The sequence below is a fragment of the Gordonia amicalis genome, from assembly GCF_022059885.1.
Taxonomy (GTDB): Bacteria; Actinomycetota; Actinomycetes; order Mycobacteriales; family Mycobacteriaceae; genus Gordonia; species Gordonia amicalis.
Window position 1 is genome coordinate 2616914 of the sequence record NZ_CP091855.1, and the last position, 21560, is coordinate 2638473.

Consider the following 21560-nt stretch of genomic DNA (forward strand, 5'->3'; position numbering starts at 1 on the left):
CGATGAGCTGCTGTGACGTTGCTGTCCACCACCTGACACGGTCGGGACGAAAGGTCTTGCTATATGCCAATGCCGGAGAACGCCGAGGTTCGACGCGGGGTGCCAGGATGAAAGTCGCCATAGTCATCATCGGGACCCGGGGTGACGCACAACCCGGACTGGTCCTGGCACATGCGCTCGTCGAACGAGGACACGACGTCCGCATCGGGTTGCCGCCGAATACGATCAACGACGTCATGCGGCAATCGCTCGACGTCCGGCCCCTCGGGGTCGATTCGCGCGCCCATATGGAGAAAGTGCGGCGCATCCGCCGGGAGACGGAAGGGAAACCCATCCGTCGCATGCGCGACCTCGGTGCCGCGCACGTCTTCGGCTGGGATCAGCTCGTCGATGACATGGCGACGGTGGTCGACGGTGCCGATGTGATCGTCACCGGGTACAACACCGAGGTCCAGGCGCTCGCCTACGCCGAAGCTGCCGGTGTCCCGCTGGTGTCGATCCACCACGCGCCCGTCCGACGAAACCGTCGGGTGGCTCCGTTCATCGGGCGCCTGCCGGCCCGCAACAGCGCCGCGGTCCTCGCCAACTGGTTGTTGTTCGATGCGGTCACCTCGCTGCTCGGCCGACGCCGGGAGAACCGACTGCGCGCCCAGCTGGGTCTGCCCAAGGTGTCGCGGCAGTTCGCCACACGGATGAAGGACATACCCGGGGTCGAACTACAGGCCTACGATCCGATGTTCGCGATCCGCGACGACCCGACGTGGGACGGCGACAGCCGGATCCGCCGGCGTCCGGCAGTCGGATTCATCGAGTTGCCGGCTGATCTCCGCCCATTCCTCGACCCCCAGCCCGACGAACCGGAGCCCGGCGACGACCTGATGACGTGGCTGGACGCAGGTGATGACCCGCTGTACGTCGGCTTCGGCAGCATGCCGATGCGAGGGGAGAAGGCCACCCTCGACGCCTTTCTCACGGTCGCTCGTCGTCTCGGGCGCCGGCTGCTGATCTGTGCGGGCTGGACCGACCTGAGCGCCGAGATACGCGCGGCAGCCGAGTCCGACGACGTGCGCATCGAAAGCCACGTCGATCACGCCACCGTGTTCCCACGGTGCGCGGTCGTCGTCCACCACGGCGGCGCAGGCACGACCGCGGTCGCGCTCCGGTCGGCCACGCCGTCGTTGATCTGCTGGTACATGGTCGACCAACCGTTCTGGGGAGAAGAGCTCGAACGGCTCGGCATCGGGGCCTCCATGCCGATGACGAGCGACGGCGTCCTCGACCCCGACCGCATCGAGGAGGCGATCACCTCGCTGCTCGACCCGGGGGTAGCCGAGCGGGCGCGACGGGTCAGCGAGAAACTCACCCGCGCCGGCGACACCGTGACGTACGCGGTCGACGAGATCGAACGCCGGGTCGGTGACGCGGCTGCGCGCGGTGCCGGTGGCGCGAGTGCGGGATCGTCGGTCACGCGACTCGAACGTCTCGCGACCGACGATGCGCTCTACTGGATCATGACGCCGGCACTGGGATGGTCAGTGGTGCTGCAGATCGTCTGGGTCCTCGACGACGAGATCTCACCGGAGGCGCTGACCGCCATGAACACCGCCCTCTCCCGGGGACCACTGCACCGGATTCTGAAGACGACCGATGTGTACGGAGCCCGGCCGCGATGGGAACGGGCACCGGACGCGCCGCCGCCGGCGATCGACGCCTTGCCGATCGCGGAGTCCGACATCGACACCTGGGCTGCCGACGAGATGGCCACGGTTCCACTCGATGTCGAGAACGGTCGATGCTGGCGGCTTCGTGCGGCGCGCACCGAGTCGGGCGGCACGGTGGTGTCCCTGTGCGCGCTCCACGTGGCCACCGACGGTCGGGGAATGCTCGCCGCGGCAGCCGAGGCGGCGGCTGCTTCCGGCGCTCCGCTCGACCCGGCGACGGGCGGTGTCACACCGCGCCCCGGCAACGTCCCGGATGCCGCCACCGCCGCCTCGCGCAGCCGCCGGCGACTCGCCGATGTGGCGGACGCCTGCGTGCAAGTCGGTGAAGTCGCGCGAGGTCTCGTACGAGCGGTCGTCGAACAGCGAAGGAGCGTCGACGTCGAACCGGATCCGCGGCCGGACCGGCCGCCGTTGTTCGAGCGATCACCCAACGCCCGGTTCACTTATGCGACCGCGACCGTCCCGACGGACGTGTGGGAGCGGGTCGCGGCCGAACACGGCGGGACGTCGAACACGATGTTCATCGCCGCGGTCAGCGGGCTGCTGAGGTCCAGCGGTTTCGCGCCCCGCGGAGTGCCGATCAAGGTGGGGGTGCCGGTCGACCAGCGTGAGGGCGACGATGAGCGACGCAACGCGATCGCCGGGGTCTCGGTGTATCTGGCCGATGAGCCGGTTGCAGGCGGAGACCTCGGCGGCATTCGCGGCGCCTGCAAGGCAGCTTTTGTGCGACTGTCCGAAGGCAGGCGCGCGCCGCACATCCACCTGAACCCGCTGATCTGGTTCCTGCCGACCTCTCTGCTGTTGAAGGTGGCCGGTGCCGGCGCAGCCGGCCGGACACCCGACGCGATGGTCTCCAACCTCGGCGATGTCCCGGCCGAGGCGATGGAGATCGGTGGCCGGCCTGTGCGTCGCATCGCACTCCGCGGGATGGCGCAGGGAGTCGACCCGACCACGGAACTGAGGTTCGGCGACGGTGTCCAGTCGTGGCTGCTCCGGAGCCCGGAGCAGGTCACCTTCTCCGTCCTCGGCTGCGACGAGTCCCACTTCCCGGACGACGGGACGCTGCGCGACCTGCTCGACCGCGAACTCGATTCCTGGGACATCCCGCACCATATCTGGTGAGTCTGAACGCAGCGCGGCCCCTGCCGGATGATTCCGGCAGGGGCCGCGCTGCGTTGTCGAGGATCTCGTCGGTCGTGGACCTACTCGCCGAACGCCTCGTCGAGGATCTCCTGCTGCTCGACCGCGTGCACCTTGCTCGAACCCGAGGACGGGGCCGACATCGGGCGACGCGACACGCGGCGCAGGCCACCGAGGACGTCCGGGAGGACCTCGGGCAGCCACAGGCCGAGGAACGGCCACGGACCCTGGTTGGCCGGCTCCTCCTGGACCCAGCGGAACTCGCTGGCGTTGCCGTACTGCTCCAGTGTGTTGCGCAGGCGCCGGTGCGGCACCGGGTAGAGCTGCTCGATACGCACGATCGCGATGTCGTCGCGATCCTCCTTGTCGCGGCGGGCGGCGAGCTCGTAGTAGAGCTTGCCGCTCACCAGCAGGACGCGCTTGACCTTGTTGCGGTCGGCGTCGCCCTTGGCGAACTTCGGATCGTCGATGACCGACCGGAACTTGTCGTCGGTGAAGTCCGACACCGGGCTGACGGCGGCCTTGTTGCGCAGCATCGACTTCGGGGTGAAGACGATGAGCGGACGGCTGATGCCGTCGAGCACGTGACGGCGCAGCAGATGGAAGTAACTCGCCGGGGTCGACGGCAGTGCCACCGTCATCGAGCCCTCGGCGCACAGCTGCAGGAAACGCTCGATGCGGCCGGAGGTGTGGTCGGGACCCTGACCCTCGTGACCGTGCGGCAGGAGCAGCACGACATCGGAGAGCTGACCCCACTTGGCCTCACCGGAGGAGATGAACTCGTCGATGATCGACTGGGCGCCGTTGACGAAGTCGCCGAACTGCGCCTCCCACAGCACGAGTGCGTCCGGGTTGCCCACGGAGTAGCCGTACTCGAAGCCGACGACCCCGAACTCCGACAGCGGCGAGTCGTAGACCATGAACCGGCCGCCGTTGTTCTCTTCGTCGGCGGGCTGCAGGTGGTTCAGCGGGGTGTACTCCGAACCGTTCTGACGGTCGATGAGCACCGAGTGACGCTGGGTGAACGTGCCGCGGCGCGAATCCTGACCGGACAGACGGACGGTGCGACCCTCCATCACCAGCGAACCGAAGGCGAGGAGTTCGGCGAACGCCCAGTCGATGTTGCCGTTACGGGCGGCCTCGGCGCGACGCTCCAGAACCGGCTTGACGCGCGGATGCGGATTGAATCCCTCCGGGACGTTGACGAAGGCGTCGCCGATCGTCTGCAGGACCTCCTTGTCGACCGCGGTCACCAGCTTGGTCGGCAGGGTCTGGTCGGACTGGATCGACGGCGAGGGCTCGGCGTGGTACTTCTCGAGCTCCTTGACCTCGTTGAAGACTCTCTCGAGCTGTCCCTGGTAGTCGCGCAGAGCGTCCTCGGCCTCCTTGGTCGAGATGTCACCACGACCGATCAGGGCCTCGGTGTAGCTCTTGCGGACGCCGCGCTTGGTGTCGATGACCTCGTACATCGCCGGCTGCGTCATCGAGGGGTCGTCGCCCTCGTTGTGGCCGCGGCGGCGGAAGCACACCAGGTCGATGACGACGTCCTTGTTGAACGCCTGGCGGTAGTCGACGGCGAGCTTGGCGACCCACACGGATGCCTCGGGGTCGTCGCCGTTCACGTGGAAGATCGGCGCACCGATCATCTTCGCGACGTCGGTGCAGTACTCGGTGGAACGCGAGTGCTCCGGTGCGGTGGTGAAACCGACCTGGTTGTTGACCACGATGTGTACGGTGCCGCCGGTCCGGTAACCGGGCAGCATCGCCATGTTCAGCGTCTCGGCGACCACACCCTGTCCGGCGAACGCCGCGTCACCGTGCAGCATGAGCGGCAGGATCGGGAAGCGGTCGTCCTCGTCGAGGAGATCCTGCTTGGCGCGCACCAGACCTTCGAGGACCGGGTCGACGGCCTCGAGATGGCTGGGGTTGGCGGTCAGCGACACGTTGATCTCGTTGTCGCCGAACATCTGGTAGTACTTGCCCTCGGCTCCGAGGTGGTACTTCACGTCACCCGAACCGTGGGCCTGCGACGGGTTCAGGTTGCCCTCGAACTCGCTGAAGATCTTCGAGTACGGCTTGCCGACGATGTTGGCGAGCACGTTCAGGCGGCCGCGGTGCGGCATGCCGATGACGACCTCGGTGAGGCTGTGCTCGGCGCTCTGGTCGATGACCGCGTCCATCATCGGGATGACCGACTCGGCACCCTCGAGCGAGAAGCGCTTCTGACCGACGTACTTGGTCTGCAGGAAGGTCTCGAAGGCCTCCGCCGCGTTCAGCTTGCTCAGGATGTACTTCTGCTCGCCGACCGGGGGCTTGACGTGCTTGACCTCCACACGTTCCTGCAGCCACTTCTGCTGTTCCGGTTCCAGGATGTGGGTGTACTCCACACCGACGTGCCGGCAATACGCGTCGCGCAGGATGGACAGCACATCGCGCAGCTTCATCTTCTCCTGGCCGTGGAAACCGCCGACCTTGAAGGAGCGGTCGAGATCCCAGAGGGTCAGGCCGTAGGTCGCGATGTCCAGATCCGGATGGCTGCTGCGCGCATCACTGTCCATCATCAGCGGATCGATGTCGGCCATCAGGTGACCGCGGCTGCGATAGGCCGCGATGAGTTCGAGCACGCGGGTGCTCTTGTCGACCAGACCGGCCGGGATGTCCCGACGCCAGCGGACCGGCTCGTAGGGCACATGGAACGCGGTGAAGATCTCGTCGTAGAACGCGTCGTCGATCAGCAGCTGGTGGATGGTGCGCAGGAAGTCGCCCGACTCCGCGCCCTGGATGATGCGGTGATCGTAGGTCGAGGTCAGCGTCATCAACTTGCCGACGCCGAGTTCGGCGATCTGCTCGTCGCTGGCACCCTGGAACTCGGCCGGGTACTCCATCGCACCGGCGCCGATGATCGCGCCCTGCCCCTTCATCAGGCGGGGCACGGAGTGCACGGTGCCGATGGTGCCGGGGTTGGTCAGCGAGATGGTGACGCCGGAGAAGTCGTCGGCGCCGAGCTTGCCGTCACGCGCGCGTCGGACGATGTCCTGGTATGCGGTGTAGAACTCGGCGAAACCCATCGTCTCGCACTCTTTGATCGCGGCGACGACGAGTGTGCGGTTGCCATCCTTGCCGACCAGATCGATGGCCAGACCGAGGTTGGTGTGCGCGGGGGTGACGACGTTGGGTTTGCCGTCGATCTCCGCGTAGTGCCGGTTCATGTTCGGGAAGGCCTTGATGGCCTGGACGATCGCGTAACCCAAGATGTGGGTGAAGCTGATCTTGCCGCCGCGGGTACGGGCGAGGTGGTTGTTGACGACGATGCGGTTGTCGATCATCGCCTTGGCGGGAACTGCGCGAACACTGGTGGCCGTCGGGATCTCCAACGACAGGGCCATGTTCTTCGCGATGGCGGCGGCGGGACCGCGCAGGACCTTGTTGGCGTCCGCGTTGTCCTTGGCGTCCGACGGGGCGGACTTGGCGGCGCCGGCCTTGGCAGCAGACTTCGGCTGGGAACGGGCGGAGCCGTCGCGGCTCGCGAGGCTGTGGCCGGATGCGGCCTTCGTCGCGGTCGACTCCTTGGCAGGGGAGGGCTTGCGAGCTGCGGCGGTCCGCGTCGGTGTCTGGTCGAGGGTGACCTGCTTACGCGGTGCGGTCTCGCCGGCGGGTGTCGCCGGGGCGCTGCCACGGCCGGAGCCGGAGGCGCTGCCGTTGGCGGACGGGGTGGAGGCCGGTTCGGTGGACACGGGGCCACCGTTGTCTCCGGGCTTGTAACTCTTCAAGAGCTCGTGCCAACTCGGGTCCACCGAGCTCGGGTCCTCTTTGAACTGCTGGTACATTTCCTCGACCAGCCAGGTGTTCTGTCCGAAGTCAGAAATCGAACTGCTGCTCACAGCGGTATCTCGCCTCAATTCCCTTAAGGTGCCGGGTTCTCTGCCACGCTGTCGTCCCTTGTGGAGACTATCGGTGAACCAAGTGCCGATGCTACGCGTCGTCGACTGCGTCACACCCACCGACCTGCTACTACAGAGTCAGATCGTCATCTCGGGTGATCCGGCGCGGATGGTTCGGTTGTCGGTGTGCGATGCGCCTCGTTGCGCGTCCTGTCCCGAGCCCGTGAGGTCGGCGCCCACCGCATTCGTCCTCACGGCGTGCACCGTCACGTCAGGCTTCGTCACCGCGGCCTCGTCGGGGTCGGCACCGGCTTCCCAGAAGCCGCGATACAGAGTGTCCAACGCCAGTAGTTCGTCATGTGTTCCGAGTTCGACGATCCGGCCGCCGTCGACCACCGCGATGAGGTCGGCACGGGCAGCGGTGGCCAGGCGGTGGGCGACGATCACCGAGGTCCGGCGCCGCGTCATCTCGCGGCCGGCCCTCAGGACCTGCGCCTCGGTCGCCTGGTCGAGCGTGGCGGTGGCCTCGTCGAGCAGGAGCAGATCGGGGTCGACGAGTTCGGCCCGGGCCAGCGCGATCAGCTGACGCTGGCCGGAGCTGAGACCCTGACCGCGTTCGCCGATGGGGTGATTCATGCGCCCGGGCAGAGCCGCGATCATCGGAAGAGCACCCACCGCGGCAGCGGCCTCGACGATCGTCGCCCGGTCGGCGTCCGGCCGCCCGTAGGCGATGTTGTCCGCGACGGTCCCGGTGAACAGGTGAGGTTCCTGCGGGACCAGACCCAGGCGGCGACGATATCCGGAGAGGACGAGGTCGCCGATGTCGGTGCCGTCCACGAGGACGCGTCCGGTCGTCGGGTCGTAGAAGCGGGCGAGCAGTTTGACGATCGTCGACTTGCCCGCGCCGGTCCGGCCGACGAGTGCGAGCGAGGTTCCGGCCGGGATGTGCAGGTCGACGTCGTGCAGCGCGTCGGACTCCGCACCCTGATAGCGGAAGCCGACCCGGTCGAACTCGACCTCGCCGTCGAAGCCGGTCGCCGGCGGTGCCGCGGCGTCCGGGTTGACCCGCAGCGAACTCGGGGTCCGCAGCAGGTCGCCGATCCGGCGCAGGCCGACCGCCGCCTGCTGGTAACCGTCGAAGACCTGCGAGAGCTGCTGGACGGGACCGAACAGCATCGTGAGATAGAGGACGAAGGCGACCAGGGTGCCCGCGGACAGCGACCCGCCCGCCACCTGGCCGGCGCCGACGCCGAGCGCGATCGCGGTGGCGATGTCCGACATCAGCATGATGAGCGGGAAGTACGACGCGATCGCTCGCTGCGACACCATCCGCGCCTCGACCCACGCCGCCGACCGCTGCGCGAATCGTTCCTGTGCACCCGCGGTGCGGAGGTAGCTCTGAGTGGTCTTGATCCCGGCGATGTTCTCCTGGAAGTCGGCGTTCACGGTGCTGATCAGTTCGCGGGACCGCGTGTAGGCGGCGCTCGCGACCCGGCGGAAGACGATCGTGGCGGCGACGAGGAGCGGGAAGACCGGAAGGACCAGCAGTGCGAGCGACGGGCCGGTGACCAGCAACGCGATCGTGACCCCGACCAGGGTCAGGAGTGCGACGATCGCCGAGGTGAGCCCGGTCTGCAGGAAAGTCGACAACGCGTCGATGTCGGTCGTCATCCGCGTCATGATGCGACCCGACAGTTCGCGTTCGTAATAGTCCAGCCCGAGCCGCTGGATGTGGGCGTAGCTGCGGATGCGCAGCCCGAACAGCACACGTTCGCCTGCGCGTGTGGAGGTCAGCGTCAACAACGACGCGGCGACCCACCCGACGCCGACGAGCACCACACCGCCGATCGCTGCCCACCACAGAGTGCGCTGGTCGTGGTCTCCGGCCGCGTCGATGACGGCGCGGGCGATGCTGGGGAACGCCAGGCCGACGAGGGTGTCGACGGCGATGGCCGCCAACGCGAAGGCGAGTAGCCATCGGACCGGTCTCAGCAGTCCGCGGAGCGTGAAGTGCGGGTTTTCGCGCCGGACGTCGGCGACGTCCACCTCGGGGTCCTCGAGGGCCGGCGGCAGTGCGTCGACCCTCGCCTGGAGCTCGGGCGTCGCGGGCATCGAACCCAGGGCGCCGGCGACACCCCCGCCGCGACGCCCGGCCCGTGGTCCGGCGCCGACCGCTGTGCCGGGCCGGGCAGGTGGCTGTCCGTCCGGGAGATCAGTTGTGGGCCAAAGGTTCTCGATATTGTCGTCAGGGACGTGGGGCGGGGTGGGTGCCGATGCGCCATCGAGGTCGCCCACGGCGTCGGTCATCAGCTCACGGAACCTCGCCGACCCGGCCTCGAGTTCGGCCAGTGTGCCGATCGCGGTGATCCGGCCGTCGTCGAGCACGGCCACCCGATCGGCGAGCACGAGCGTCGACCGCCGATGGGCCAGGACCAGCATGGTGCGGTTCTCATCGCGTAGGCGGCCGAGGATCCGGGCCTCGGTGGTCGCGTCGACCGCCGACGTCGCGTCGTCGAGCACCAGGACGCGCGGATCGGCGAAGAGGGCGCGCGCCAGTGCGACCCGCTGGCGCTGACCGCCCGAGAGGGTCAGGCCGCGCTCGCCGACGACGGTCTCATAGCCGTCGGGCAGTGCCTCGATGAACTCCGCCGCATCGGCCGCCGCGGCGGCTGCCGCGACCCGGTCGGCGAGAGTGTCGGGATCGACGGTGGCGGCGGGACCCATCGCGATGTTCGCGGTGATCGTGTCGGAGAACAGGAAGGGCTCGTCGAAGACGACGGCCACGGCGCCGTGCAGCGCGCCGGGCGCCAGCGAGTCCACCGGGTGCGGCCCGTCGGAGCCGATGAGGGAGATGGTGCCCGCATCGGGCCGCTCGAAGCGGCTGACCAGATCGGCGATGGTGGACTTCCCGGAGCCGGGCGGGCCTACGATCGCCACGCATTCACCCGGTTCGATCCGCAGGTCGATGCCGGTGAGCACGGCGGGCGGGTCATCCGCCTCATGGGTGTGATGGGCGAAGGAGACATCGTCCAGTTCGACACCCAGCGGCCCGTCGGGCAGCGTGCCGGTGGCGGTTTCGCCGGGGTCGCGCGGGTGATCGATGACGTCGTAGACGCGTTCGACCGCGGCGCGGGCCAGCTGGGCGTTGACGATGAGGTTGGTGAGGAGGCGGGCGATGCCCGTCATCGCGGTGACGTAGGTGGTGAAGGCGAGGAAGGTGCCGGCGGTGATCGCGTCCGTCATCGTCAGGTAGCCGCCGACGACGATCACCCCGACCATTCCCAGCTGCGGGATGGCGCCCAGGGTCGGGCCGAACCGGGCGTTGATCCGCGCCGCGCGCAGACGCCGGGCGAACAGCGTGCGGCAGCGCGTCACCAGTCCGTCGACGGCGCGGTCCTCCTGGCCGAAGCCCTTGACGACGCGTACGCCGGTGACCGTCTCTTCCACGTGCTGGGCGACGTCGGCCGCGGATTGCTGGGCGGACCACGTCGCGGCGAACAGCTTTCGGCGGGTACGGAAGACCTCGAGGGCGATGAGTGGCGCGATCACCAGCGCGACGGCGGTGAGCATCGGCGATAGATAGGCCATGATCCCGAGGGCCACGACCATCTGGACCGCGGCGCCCATCGACAGCGGAGCCATCGCGAGCAGTCCCTGGACCACCTGGATGTCGGAGATGGAACGGGAGACGATCTGCCCCGTCCGGATCTGGTGCTGACTGCGGCCGTCGAGATGGAGCAGGGTGTCGAGCAGGCGTCGGCGCAGGTTGTTCTGCACGTTGATCGCGAGTCTGCCCGCGAACACGCGCCGCCCGAAATGGCAGACGTAGCGCACGAGAGCCAGGACGACCAGCCCGGTGATGATGGTGGACAGGGCGAGATCGTCGTCGATCACGCCGGTGGCCCGGTCGACCGCCCCTTTGGCCAGCAGGGGCATCACGACGTCGACGGCCACCGCGATCATCGTGACGGTCAGTGTCACGACGACGATGCGACGGTAACGCCACGTCTCTCCGACCAGCTTCCGGATCCAGCCCGGTGAGGTGGTCGGGGTGCTCCCGGTGGCGGGAGGCGCGAAGGGTCCCGGGATCACCGCGAGCCGGGCGGCAACGGGCTCGTCTCGCCCACCACCTCGGCGTCGAGTACCCAGAAGACAGGCGCGGGACCGAACGCCTCACGCGCGTTGTGCACGATCTTGCGACCGAGTGCGCGGCTTCCCGCACCACCGATCACCGCACCGATGCCGGCCGGCATCAGCTTGCCGAAGATCAACGGTGCGCGCCGGATCGCGTACTTGCGCACGAGTTTGTTGACGAGGGTCTTGTTCAATCTGGTGATGGCGCCCGACGGTAGGGCCGCACCGCCGAGTCGGCGAAGGGGGCCGCCGCGCGTACCGACGACCCGGCCGAGCGCGAGCACGCCCTCCTCGCCGAGTGCGACCGCCAGGACCAGTGCCTTGCGTCGTTCGGTCTCGTGGACGCCGATGCCGTGAACCTCGGCGACGGACAGGGCGAGCAACGCCGAGGCCTCGAGGAAGAAGGCGGTGTCGCCGGTCATCGCGCCGAAGGCTGTCATGGTTCCGACACCGGGCACGGCCGCGGCCGCGCCGACGGCCCCACCCGAGCCGGTGACGGCGTTCAGGTAGCGCTTCTCGAGCCGCTCGATGATCTGCGCGGGGGAGTCGTCGGGGTACTTGCGGCGCAATGAGGCGACGTACTTCTTCACCGCGGGGCCTTGGAGCCGCTGCGCGCGGTCGAGGATTCCGCCGGTGACCTCGACGGCTTTGCCGGACTGCTTGCGAGTGGTGTCGGTCATGACTTCGGTACCCAATTCTCTTCGGGGACGACCTCGGCGGGTCGTGGGGGGCCAGGTGGTGTGCCGTCGCCGAAGGGGCGTCCGCCGAGTTCCTCACGATGGTGTGGGGTGAGCCATCCCCGCAGGTCGGGGCCCTTCGGCACGATCTGGGTGGGGTTCACGTCGGTGTGCACGACGTAGTAGTGCTGCTTGATCTGGGTGAAATCGGTGGTGTCGCCGAAGCCCGGGGTCTGGAACAGGTCACGCGCGTACGCCCACAGCACCGGCATCTCGCTGAGCTTGCTGCGATTGCACTTGAAGTGGCCGTGGTAGACGGGGTCGAAGCGGGCCAGGGTGGTGAACAGGCGGACGTCGGCCTCGGTGATGGTGTCGCCGACCAGGTATCGCTGCGTCGACAGCCGCTCGGAGAGCTCGTCGAGCTTGGTGAACAGGCGATCGTAGGCGGCGTCGTAGGACTCCTGACTGCCGGCGAACCCGCATCGGTAGACGCCGTTGTTGACCTCGGTGTAGACGCCTCGACTCACCTCGTCGATCTCGTCGCGCAGGTGCTCGGGGTAGAGCTCGGGTGCGCCGTCGCGGTGGAACGCCGTCCACTCCAGCGAGAAGTCGATGGTGATCTGGGGGAAATCGTTGGTCACGACCTCGCCGGTGGGGACGTCGACGATCGCGGGCACGGTGATCCCTTTGGGATAGCCGGGGAACCGTTTCTCGTAGGCGTCCTTGAGTCGCGGGATCTGCAGGACGGGGTCGAGGCCGCCCGGATCGAGATCGAAGGTCCACGAGTTCTTGTCGTGGGTGGGCCCGCAGAGTCCGAGAGAGATGGCGTCTTCGAGCCCGAGGAGCCGGCGGACGATCAGCGTCCGGTTGGCCCACGGGCAGGCACGCGCGGCGACGAGACGATAGCGACCTGCCTCGACGGGGTAGCCGTCGCGACCGTCGGCGGTGATGCGGGTTTCGATGTATTCGGTGTCCCGCACGAATTCCTGGCCGGACATCACATAACTGCCCTGTTCGCCGGAATCGCTTGTCCCGGTGTGGTCGCTGGCGGTGGAATCCTCGGGCGCACGAGTCATGCTCACCACAGTAGTGATGGCCGGTGACAGTTGGCAGGGTCCGGACATGTGCGTATATTCCGACTGGAATATTCGACGCCGATCACACGACCTCGGGTCGTCGACCAGGAGGTCGCGCATGGCGTGTTCCACCCCGCTCGGACCGGTGGCGATCCTGGTGCTCGGGCTGCTCCTCGAACGTCCGATGCACCCCTACGAGATGGTGCAGACGACTGTCGCGCGCCGCGAGGACCGGCTGGCGAAGTTCCGGGCCGGCACGCTGTACCACGCGGTGGACCGGCTCGCGACGAACGAACTGATCGAGGTCCACGAGATCCGCCGCGAGGGCAACCGTCCCGAGCGAACCGTGTACGCGATCACCGAACAGGGCCGGAGAGCACTCACCGAGAACCTCGAACGCATCCTCGAGACGAGACCCGAGGAGTACCCCGAGCTGTACCTCGCGCTGTCCGAGGCACACGGTCTGCCCCGGAACCGGGTCGTCGAACTCCTGGAACGGAGGGTCGCGACGATGCGGGCCGACCTCGCCGACGTCGAGGTCGCCGTTGCGGAGATCCGGTCCCGCGGCAAACCGGAGATGTTCTTCCTGGACGAGGGTTGCCGGATCGCGACACTCACCGCCCAGATCGCATGGCTCGACGACCTCGTCGACCGGCTCCGGACGCACCGCATCGCATGGCTCGACGACCCGGATTCGCCGTATCGGGTTCCCACCGGGCCGAATTCCTCCCCGGCTCCGAATCCCTGCACAGTGCCGGATTCCTCCCCCGACACCGAACGCCTGACACAGAAGGTCGAGTAGAGATGACCCGTTCCACCCCCGCCACCGGGGCCACCGGCTCCGAGGTGACGACGAGGCCCTGGGCTGCGCTGATGGCACTATGCGTGGGCTTCTTCATGATCCTCGTCGACATGACGATCGTGGCGGTCGCCCAGCCGCGTATCCAGGCCGATCTCGACACCGACGTCAACGGCGTCGTCTGGGTCACCAGTGCCTATCTCCTGACGTATGCGGTGCCGCTGCTCATCACCGGCCGTCTCGGGGACAAGTACGGCCCGAAGACGATGTATCAGCTCGGCCTGATCGTCTTCACCCTCGCGAGCGTGTGGTGCGGCCTGTCGTCGTCGATCGAAGAGCTCATCGCCGCACGCGGCCTGCAGGGCATCGGCGCCGCGCTCATCACCCCGCAGACGATGTCGCTGATCACGCGTATCTTCCCGCCGGAGAAACGCGGTGCGGCCATGGGCATCTGGGGCACGGTCGCCGGTGTGGCCACTCTGGTGGGCCCGCTGCTCGGCGGCATTCTCACCGACGCTCTCGGCTGGGAATGGATCTTCTTCATCAACCTGCCGGTCGGCATCGCAGGTCTTGTGCTCGCCGCGACCCTCGTTCCGAAGGTCGAGACAAAGGACCACCAGTTCGACTGGGTCGGCGTGGTCCTGTCGGCGATCGGTCTGTCCGCGCTCGTGTTCGGCATCCAGGAGGGCGAGAGCTTCGACTGGGCGGCGTGGATCTGGGCGCTGATCGTCGGCGGTCTGGTGTTCCTGGCGGTCTTCGTCTGGTGGCAGTCGCGCATCCGCACCGAGCCGCTGGTCCCGCTCTCGCTGTTCCGCGACCGCAATTTCTCGCTGGCCACCGTCGGTATCTCCTCGATGGGTTTCGCGGTGTCGGCCATGATGATCCCGCTGACCTTCTTCCTGCAGCTCGTGGGCGGTATGACACCCACCCGATCGGCGGTCGTGCTGGTCCCGATGGCGATCCTGACCGGTGTCCTCGCGCCGATCGTCGGGCGCATCGTCGACCGTGTGCACCCACGCGCCATCGTCTCCATCGCGTTGCTGCTCAACGCGATCGCGATCGGCTGGCTGGGCGTGGTCGTGCGCCCGGAGACGCCGGTCTGGATGATCATCCTGCCGCTGTGTCTGATGGGTATCGCGTCCGCCGGGATCTGGGCACCGCTGGCGGCCACCGCCACGCGCAATCTGCCGTGGCATCAGGCGGGTGCGGGTGCGGGTGTCTACAACACTCTGCGCGTGATCGGCTCGGTGCTGGGTTCGGCGATGATCGGGGCTCTTCTGCAGTCCCGCCTCGCGGCCGAGTTGCCCGGGATCGACGCCGCTGCGGCGCAGGACAGCACCGGCGCGAACCAGCTGCCGGAGTTCCTCCGTGAGGGCTTCGCCACCGCGATGGGACAGTCGCTCTACCTGCCGGCCGCCGCGTTGCTGGTCGGTGTCGTGGCGACCTTCTTCTTCGTACGGCCGGCGCATCAGATGCCCTCGCGCGCGCCCGCCGTCCCGGCGGATGCCGCGACGGGTAGTGCGACTCACACCGTCCCCGTGACCGGGGCCTGAGCGCGCGTCCCACGATCTGTCGGGGCCCGACCGTATGGTTTGTCATCATGCGGATCGTGCACACCTCCGACTGGCACCTGGGCCGGACGTTCCACGGTGTCGACCTGCTGGCGGACCAGCGTCGCGCGCTGAGCCACCTTGCCGCGCTGGTGGCCGCCGAATCGGCCGACGTCGTCATCGTCGCCGGTGACGTGTACGACCGCTCGGTGCCTTCGGCCGACGCGGTGCGGATCTACGACGACGGACTGGCCGAGATCGCCGCCGCCGGTGCCCAGATCGTCGTGACGCCGGGTAACCACGACTCGGCCACACGCCTCGGGGCGGGATCGTCGTTCGCCGCCGCCGGTGGTCTGCACCTGCGGACCTCCATCGACGCGATCGCCTGCCCGATCGTGCTGTCCGACGAGTACGGCGAGGTCGCGGTGTACGGCATCCCATACCTCGAACCCGACACCGCCCGACGCCACCTCGGCGTCGAGGAGGTGTGCGGCCACACCGCGGTCCTCGACGCCGCAATGAGCCGTATCCGGGCCGACCTGGCTACCCGACAGTCGCGATCGGTCGTCGTCGCCCATGCCTTCGTCAGCGGTGCGGCGGCCTCCGGATCGGAGCGTTCGATCAGTGTCGGCGGAGTGGAAACCGTTCCCGCCGAGACCTTCTCCGGTGTCGACTATGTCGCCCTCGGTCACCTGCACTCTCCGCAGCGCGTCACCGACACGGTGCGCTACAGCGGCTCGCTGCTGCCGTACTCGTTCGGGGAGCGCACGCACCGGAAAGCCGTGTGGGTCATCGACCTCGACGCCGACGGCGTCACCGAGATCCGCCGTAACGAACTACCCGTCGTGCGCGAATTGAGTTCACTGCGTGGAACTCTCGACGAGTTGCTGGCCGCCGAGGAGTACGCCACGGCCGAGGGCCACTACGTCGAGGCGACGCTGACCGATACGGTGCGTCCGCTCGACGCGATGCGCCGCCTGCGGGAGCGATTCCCGTTCGCGGTGCACGTGCAGTGGGATCGTCCGCACACCGGCTCCGGGGTCGACTATCGCTCGCGGGTCCGCGGCCGGAGCGATGCCGAGATCATCAACTCCTTCGTGGAGGACGTCCGCGACAGCCCGACCAAGGGGGAGCGGGTACTCATCGAACGCGCGCTGCGCGCTGTCGTCGGCGAACCCGAGGCGGACGCCGGCGCCGACGGCGAGTTGGCGCTGTTCGCCCTCGACGCATTCGTCGCCGAGACCGCATGAGCACGGAAACCGCATGAGACTGCACCGGATTCGGATTCGCGCCTTCGGCCCGTTCGCGGATGAGGTCACCGTCGACTTCGACGAGCTCGGTGCCGACGGCCTGTTCCTCCTGCACGGACAGACGGGCGCGGGCAAGACCACCGTCCTCGACGCGGTGGCGTTCGCGTTGTTCGGCCGGGTCCCCGGCGCACGCGACACCAATCGTCGCCTGCACTCGGATCATGCTGCGCCCGAGACGGTTCCGGAGGTCGAACTCGAGGCCACCATCGGATCGCGCCGGTTGCGTATCACGAGGTCGCCCGAACACGAACGCCCCAAGAAGCGCGGCGACGGAATGCGGAAGATCAATGCCTGCGCATCGCTGGTCTGGGTCGACGGTTCGGGTCCGGACCTGACGCGCATCCCCGAGATCGGGGAAGCGGTCGTCCGGCTGCTCGGCATGAGCGCCGAGCAGTTCTTCCAGGTGGTCCTGCTGCCCCAGGGCGACTTCGCGCGATTCCTGCGGGCACACTCCGACGAACGAGAAGAATTGCTGGAGCGGCTCTTCGACACCGAGCGCTTCGGCGACCTCGAGGAGTGGCTCCGCGATCGGGCCCGTGAGAGCGCGGCCACACTGGCCGAGCACGCCGGCACCCTCGACCGCATCGCCGGGCAGATCGTCGCGATCAGCGGCACCCAGGCGCCCGCGGAACCCGACTTCGACTGGGCCCAGGGGTGTCTCGACTCGGCCCGGCAGGCCGCGGAACAGGCACTGGCGGAATCGACCGCCGCACAGGCGGCGGTCGAGCAGGCGGAAGCCGCCCACGAGCACGGCCGGCGCGTCGACGAGTTGCGTCGTCGTGGGCTGCAGGCGCGTGAACGACTCGCCCGGCTCGCCGACGGAGAGACGACGCTGGCGACCGCCGAGCAGTCGCGTCGGCTCGCCCTGCGCGCCGCACCCATCGCGCCGCTCGCCGACGACCACGAGCGCTCCGACACCGAGGTCGCCGACGCGTCCGCCGCGGCCGATGGCGCACGCGCCGCCCTCGCCGAACTCGCCGAGGGCCGGGGCCTGTGCGAAACCGACTGTGACGATTCGGCGCTCGTCGCGGCCGTGGACCGCTGGACCGAGGAATCGGGCCGCTGGGAACCACTCGCGAAGCGCGTCGCGGAGCGTCCCCGGCTCGTCGCCGACCTCGACGGACTCGAGAAGACGATCGCGGCCGCGGAACAGCAGGCCGCGGAGACACGTACACGATTCGAGTCCGCGCCGGCACGCCGCGACGAGGCGGTCGCCGCGCTTCGGGCCGCCGACGAGTTGCGTGTCCAGGCGCCGAAGCTGCGTGCCGAACGCGACCACGCCCGCCGGGTCCTCCAGGCCTTCACCGATCGCGACGAGGTGCTCGCGCAGCTGGCCGACGCCGAGCAGGACCTCCTCGACGCGCGGGAGAAGCATTCTGCCGCAAGAGAACACCAGCTCGACATCCGCGAGCGACGCCTCACCGGGATGGCCGTCGAACTGGCCGGCGCCCTCGTGGACGGGGAGCCGTGTGTCGTCTGCGGCTCGGTGGGACATCCCGCGCCGGCTGCCGGCGACGCCGACGCCTCCGTGGGTGAGGCCGAGGAGAAGGAGGCTGCGGCCGCCGAGGAACGTGCGAGTGCGATCAAGGCCATCGCGCAGTCCGCCGTCGCCGCGCTGCGGGAACGGCAGGCCAATCTCGACGCCGTCATCGCCGGCGCCGATCGCGCCGCGACCGAGGCCGGTCATGCCCGACTGGTCGCCGACCTCGCGTCCGCAGAGCGAGCGGCCGCGCGCACGCCCGCTCTGCAGGACGCCGTCGAACGGATCGACGCCGAGATCGCCGACCGGCGCCGGACTCTGGCCGACCACGAGACCGCTCAAGCGGGGCGTCGTGAACGCCTGACGGCTCTGCACGAGAACCTGAAGGCCCTCGACGCCGAGGTCCAGGAGGCGACCGGCGGGCGGATGGGGATCGCCCAGCGCCGTCGCGAGCTCGCCGAACTCTGTCGCCGCACAAGGACTCTGCGGGAGGCCCGACGCGAACTCGACCGGGCCCGTGGCCGTCGCACCGAGATCGCCGAGCGGCTCGCCGTCGCCTGTGCGGACGCCGGATTCGTCGGCGCGGACGAGGTGCGGGCTGCCGCCGCGTCGCACACGCAGATCCGTCACTGGGAGAAGCTGCTCGAAGAGGCGGCGGCGATACGCGCCGGCACCGAGGAGACCCTCGCCGATCCCGACGTATGCGCAGCGCTGGAGGCACCGGAGGTCGACGTCGCCCGTCTCACCGCGGATCTGGTGACCGCACGGGCCCGTCGTGACGATGCCGCCCGCGTGAATGCGGTGGCGGCACAACGCCGTACCGACCTCGAAGAGTACGTGGCGGGATTCTGGGCGGCTCTCGATGCGCTGGCGCCGCTGAAGGCGCGGCATGACGAGTTGCAGGGTCTCGCCGAGCTCGTGAGCGGACGCGGACAGAACTCTCGTCGTATGTCGCTGCGGTCCTATGTGCTGGCCGCGCGGCTCGACGAGGTGCTGGTCGCGGCATCGGGCCGCCTGCGCGAGATGTCCTCAGGGCGATACGAATTCGTCCACTCCGACGCCGCCGGCGTACGTGGCCGGCGCGGCGGTCTGGGGATCGAGGTACGCGACGAGTACACCGGCGTGCTGCGCGCCACCACCACGCTGTCGGGTGGGGAGACCTTCTTCGCGTCGCTGGCCCTCGCGCTGGGCCTCGCCGACGTCGTGTCCGCCGAATCCGGGGGCCGGGTCCTCGACACGATCTTCATCGACGAGGGTTTCGGCACCCTCGACCCGGAGGCCCTCGACCTCGTCATGGGCGTCCTCGACGACCTCCGCTCCGGCGGCCGCGTCGTCGGCGTCGTCAGCCACGTCGACGAGTTGCGAGCCCGAATCCCGGCCCAGCTGCACGTCCTGCGGGGCGAACACGGCTCGACGCTACGGGTGCAGAGTCCACTCGGCGTGTCGTGAGCAGCCCGATTGTGATGTGCCGGTGACAGTGCGCTAGTCTGGGTTCCGCCCGTTGAGCCCCCGTAGCTCAGGGGATAGAGCGTCTGCCTCCGGAGCAGAAGGCCGCAGGTTCGAATCCTGCCGGGGGCACAGTTCACTTTCACCACACGATTCGACGCAGCGGATCACCGCCGTCGACGTACAGGGTTCCGCCGGGGTGCAACGCGGCGGTCACGGCCGCGATGGCCGCGTCGTACACCTCCGGATGACGACCGTCCAGAGCTCCGACGCGGAGTGCGAACGCCATGTGGAAGAGCGGCCGTCCGCCGAGCACGAAGTCCTCGATGGACGTGCACTCGAAATCCAGTCGATCGGGATCGAACCCGACCGCCGCCCGTCGGGCAGCGGCGATGGCGCGGGGAGAGCGATCGATGCCGAGCACGACACCGCTCGGGCCGACACGTCGCGCCACCTCACGACTCGCCGCGCCGGGGCCGCAACCGATTTCCAGGACGTGCAGACCGGGCCGTAGCGGCAGCGCATCGACGGCGTCGGACAGTCGCGCGGACATCATGGACCCGAGTATTCACGCCCGGCCGTGGTCGGTGCCCTACCGATCTTGCCCTGTCGAGGTATTCCGTCGAACCAGAATCGCCACCTCCGACACCGAATCGCCGACTGCGACCGGCGATCCCGGGCGGAAGTGGCGATCCTGCGGGTGTGCGGGAGGTGCGGCTCAGTTCATCGGCAGCGGCTGCGCGTTGCGCTCGGCCAGCATGGCCTCGATGATCCCGATCTCCTTGTCCTGGGTGCGTTCCATCGCCGACGCGAGGTCGCGGACGTAGGGCTGTGAGACGTTGGCCGGGTTCGCGGCGTACTCCATCATGTGGAGCCCGCCCTCGTGGTGGCGGAGCATCAGCTGCAGGAAGGTCGTGTCGACCTCCGGACCGCGCATCGCGCGGAACCGCTCCATCTCCGCCGACGTCGCCATGCCCGGCATCGCCGGTAGCTCGGCACCGGCGGCCGGGGTGGACCCGTGACCGCCTTGATCCATGTCGCCATGGTCCATGTCGCCGTGATCGTCACCGGACGTCTCCGTCGACGATCCGTGGCCCATCCAGCCCATCGCCTCGCCGGGGTTGGTGACGGGTTGTCCCCAGCGGGTCAGCCAGGACTGCATCTGCCCGATCTCGTTGCTCTGGGCGGTGAGGATGTCGAAGGCCATGCTCCGCACCTGGGGATCGGTGCCGTGCTCGAGTTCGATCGCGGCCATCTCGACGCCCTGCTCGTGGTGACGCGTCATGTCCTGGGCGAATCCGACCGCGGCCGAGTTCGCCGCGGGGGAGTCCTCGCCGGAGGAGTCGTCGGCCAGGCTCGCCTGGATCAGCAGCCCGAGGCCGACGCCCACGAGCAGCACCGCGACCGCGGCGAGCGCGAGGATGGCCGGACGTCGACGTGACGGGGTGCTGCCGGTGGTCGGCTCGGTGCCCTCAGGTGTCTCGTTCATGTTCGTTCCCCGTCCGATCAGCCTGCGGGCGTCGGGTTGGTGCCGCCGCCGTCCATGGGCACGGCGCCGGCGCCGGGTGCGCCCTCGTCGGCCGGCGGGGGATTCGACGGATCGAAGCCCGGGATGGCGGTGCAGGTGGCTTGCGTCTCCGGGTACGCCGCGGTCTGCGGGTTCTCCTGGTAGACGCCGGGCATCATGTTGCGGCGCAGGGCGGTGATGAACTGATCGAGCCGCGGGTCGCTCGCCGAGTCCAGCTTCAGCTGATGCCCCCAGCTCTGTACCGAGACCGGCTTGTCCTGCCCGGGGAAGGGCGACAGGAACAGGTACTGCTCACCGCGCACGAGCCGCTTGAGGTAGTCGACGTCCTCCGGCGAGGCCGTGTCGGGGTTGTAGGTGATCCAGACGGCGCCGTGCTCGAGCGCGTGGACGGCGTTCTCCGAGCGCAGCGGGTTCGGGTAGACGACGCCGGTACAGGTCGCCCAGATCTCGTCATGCGGCCCGCCGAAGGGCGGCGACTGGTCGTAGGCGACGCGCTGGGACGCGTTCACGTGCTTGCCGGCCTCGTAGTAGATCTTCGTCACACCTTGGATGCCGTCCGATGGATCCGGAGTCTGCGGCGAGGGGACGAACTCGGAGACCGACTCGACCGCGACGTCGTCCTTCTCGTTGGCGCGCTTCTCGTTGAACTTCGGCACGAGGTAGATCGCGAGCCCCGCGAGGAGACCGATGACCACGACGACCGCGCCGATCAGCATCCAGTCGACCTGCCGGCCGGTCGCCGTGGGTACGGACCCGGACTTCTTACGAGCCTTGGGGACGTTCGCCCCTGGTTTGCGCGCCATTGACTTCTTTCCTCG

General features: G+C 68.7%; 12 protein-coding genes and 1 tRNA gene. 6 read left to right on the top strand and 7 right to left on the bottom strand.

Going from position 1 to position 21560, the window contains the following annotated elements:
• Window positions 1-107: 107 nt before the first annotated feature.
• A complete protein-coding gene (locus IHQ52_RS12135) occupies window positions 108-2843 on the top strand; it encodes a glycosyltransferase (RefSeq protein WP_006437266.1) in 2736 nt (911 codons plus the stop codon).
• 80 nt (window positions 2844-2923) lie between these two features.
• Here the strand turns inward: IHQ52_RS12135 and IHQ52_RS12140 are convergent, their stop codons facing one another.
• The 4 genes from IHQ52_RS12140 to IHQ52_RS12155 form a co-directional block, all read right to left on the bottom strand.
• Window positions 2924-6688 carry a multifunctional oxoglutarate decarboxylase/oxoglutarate dehydrogenase thiamine pyrophosphate-binding subunit/dihydrolipoyllysine-residue succinyltransferase subunit gene (locus IHQ52_RS12140; protein WP_051995425.1) on the bottom strand — a complete coding sequence of 1255 codons (3765 nt, stop codon included), beginning with the start codon at window positions 6686-6688 and terminating at the stop codon, window positions 2924-2926.
• 192 nt (window positions 6689-6880) lie between these two features.
• Entirely contained in the window at window positions 6881-10834 is a 3954-nt protein-coding gene (locus IHQ52_RS12145) for an ABC transporter ATP-binding protein (protein ID WP_006437268.1), read from the bottom strand.
• Entirely contained in the window at window positions 10831-11556 is a 726-nt protein-coding gene (locus IHQ52_RS12150) for a hypothetical protein (protein ID WP_006437269.1), read from the bottom strand. The genes IHQ52_RS12145 and IHQ52_RS12150 overlap by 4 nt, the downstream gene beginning before the upstream one ends.
• Window positions 11553-12629 (bottom strand): glutathione S-transferase family protein, encoded by a 1077-nt coding sequence (locus IHQ52_RS12155; RefSeq protein WP_006437270.1) that lies wholly within the window; start codon window positions 12627-12629, stop codon window positions 11553-11555. The genes IHQ52_RS12150 and IHQ52_RS12155 overlap by 4 nt, the downstream gene beginning before the upstream one ends.
• 118 nt (window positions 12630-12747) lie before the next feature.
• On the opposite strand from IHQ52_RS12155, the gene IHQ52_RS12160 reads away from it, so the two are divergent.
• From IHQ52_RS12160 to IHQ52_RS12180, 5 genes are all read left to right on the top strand, one after another.
• Complete coding sequence (locus IHQ52_RS12160; protein ID WP_006437271.1) at window positions 12748-13431, top strand: PadR family transcriptional regulator; 684 nt, start codon at window positions 12748-12750, stop codon at window positions 13429-13431.
• Window positions 13432-13433: 2 nt separating this feature from the next.
• The gene (locus IHQ52_RS12165; protein ID WP_006437272.1) at window positions 13434-14981 is read left to right on the top strand and encodes a DHA2 family efflux MFS transporter permease subunit; all 1548 of its coding nucleotides are present in this window, start codon (window positions 13434-13436) and stop codon (window positions 14979-14981) included.
• A gap of 47 nt (window positions 14982-15028) precedes the next feature.
• On the top strand, window positions 15029-16228 hold the full coding sequence (locus IHQ52_RS12170) for an exonuclease SbcCD subunit D (protein WP_006437273.1): 1200 nt from the start codon (window positions 15029-15031) through the stop codon (window positions 16226-16228).
• A 13-nt stretch (window positions 16229-16241) separates the two neighbouring features.
• The gene (locus IHQ52_RS12175; RefSeq protein WP_006437274.1) at window positions 16242-19217 is read left to right on the top strand and encodes an AAA family ATPase; all 2976 of its coding nucleotides are present in this window, start codon (window positions 16242-16244) and stop codon (window positions 19215-19217) included.
• 56 nt (window positions 19218-19273) lie between these two features.
• Window positions 19274-19346: transfer RNA gene (locus tag IHQ52_RS12180), tRNA-Arg, on the top strand.
• Between the two features lie 10 nt (window positions 19347-19356).
• Here the strand turns inward: IHQ52_RS12180 and IHQ52_RS12185 are convergent.
• The 3 genes from IHQ52_RS12185 to IHQ52_RS12195 form a co-directional block, all read right to left on the bottom strand.
• Window positions 19357-19770, bottom strand: coding sequence for a methyltransferase domain-containing protein (locus tag IHQ52_RS12185; RefSeq protein WP_006437275.1), 414 nt, complete (start codon window positions 19768-19770; stop codon window positions 19357-19359).
• A 162-nt stretch (window positions 19771-19932) separates the two neighbouring features.
• Window positions 19933-20703: a DUF305 domain-containing protein gene (locus IHQ52_RS12190; protein WP_006437276.1), complete on the bottom strand. Its 771-nt coding sequence runs from the start codon at window positions 20701-20703 to the stop codon at window positions 19933-19935.
• A gap of 17 nt (window positions 20704-20720) precedes the next feature.
• A complete protein-coding gene (locus tag IHQ52_RS12195) occupies window positions 20721-21545 on the bottom strand; it encodes a DUF3105 domain-containing protein (protein ID WP_006437277.1) in 825 nt (274 codons plus the stop codon).
• Window positions 21546-21560: the final 15 nt, after the last annotated feature.

What these genes read in the sequence shown, in the direction of transcription:
- IHQ52_RS12135 (WP_006437266.1), top strand. Translation starts at nt 108, where the DNA reads ATGAAAGTCGCCATAGTCATCATCGGGACCCGGGGTGACGCACAACCC.
- IHQ52_RS12140 (WP_051995425.1), bottom strand. Translation starts at nt 6,688, where the DNA reads ATGTACCAGCAGTTCAAAGAGGACCCGAGCTCGGTGGACCCGAGTTGG.
- IHQ52_RS12150 (WP_006437269.1), bottom strand. Translation starts at nt 11,556, where the DNA reads ATGACCGACACCACTCGCAAGCAGTCCGGCAAAGCCGTCGAGGTCACC.
- IHQ52_RS12155 (WP_006437270.1), bottom strand. Translation starts at nt 12,629, where the DNA reads ATGACTCGTGCGCCCGAGGATTCCACCGCCAGCGACCACACCGGGACA.
- IHQ52_RS12160 (WP_006437271.1), top strand. Translation starts at nt 12,748, where the DNA reads ATGGCGTGTTCCACCCCGCTCGGACCGGTGGCGATCCTGGTGCTCGGG.
- IHQ52_RS12165 (WP_006437272.1), top strand. Translation starts at nt 13,434, where the DNA reads ATGACCCGTTCCACCCCCGCCACCGGGGCCACCGGCTCCGAGGTGACG.
- IHQ52_RS12170 (WP_006437273.1), top strand. Translation starts at nt 15,029, where the DNA reads ATGCGGATCGTGCACACCTCCGACTGGCACCTGGGCCGGACGTTCCAC.
- IHQ52_RS12175 (WP_006437274.1), top strand. Translation starts at nt 16,242, where the DNA reads ATGAGACTGCACCGGATTCGGATTCGCGCCTTCGGCCCGTTCGCGGAT.
- IHQ52_RS12185 (WP_006437275.1), bottom strand. Translation starts at nt 19,770, where the DNA reads ATGATGTCCGCGCGACTGTCCGACGCCGTCGATGCGCTGCCGCTACGG.
- IHQ52_RS12190 (WP_006437276.1), bottom strand. Translation starts at nt 20,703, where the DNA reads ATGAACGAGACACCTGAGGGCACCGAGCCGACCACCGGCAGCACCCCG.
- IHQ52_RS12195 (WP_006437277.1), bottom strand. Translation starts at nt 21,545, where the DNA reads ATGGCGCGCAAACCAGGGGCGAACGTCCCCAAGGCTCGTAAGAAGTCC.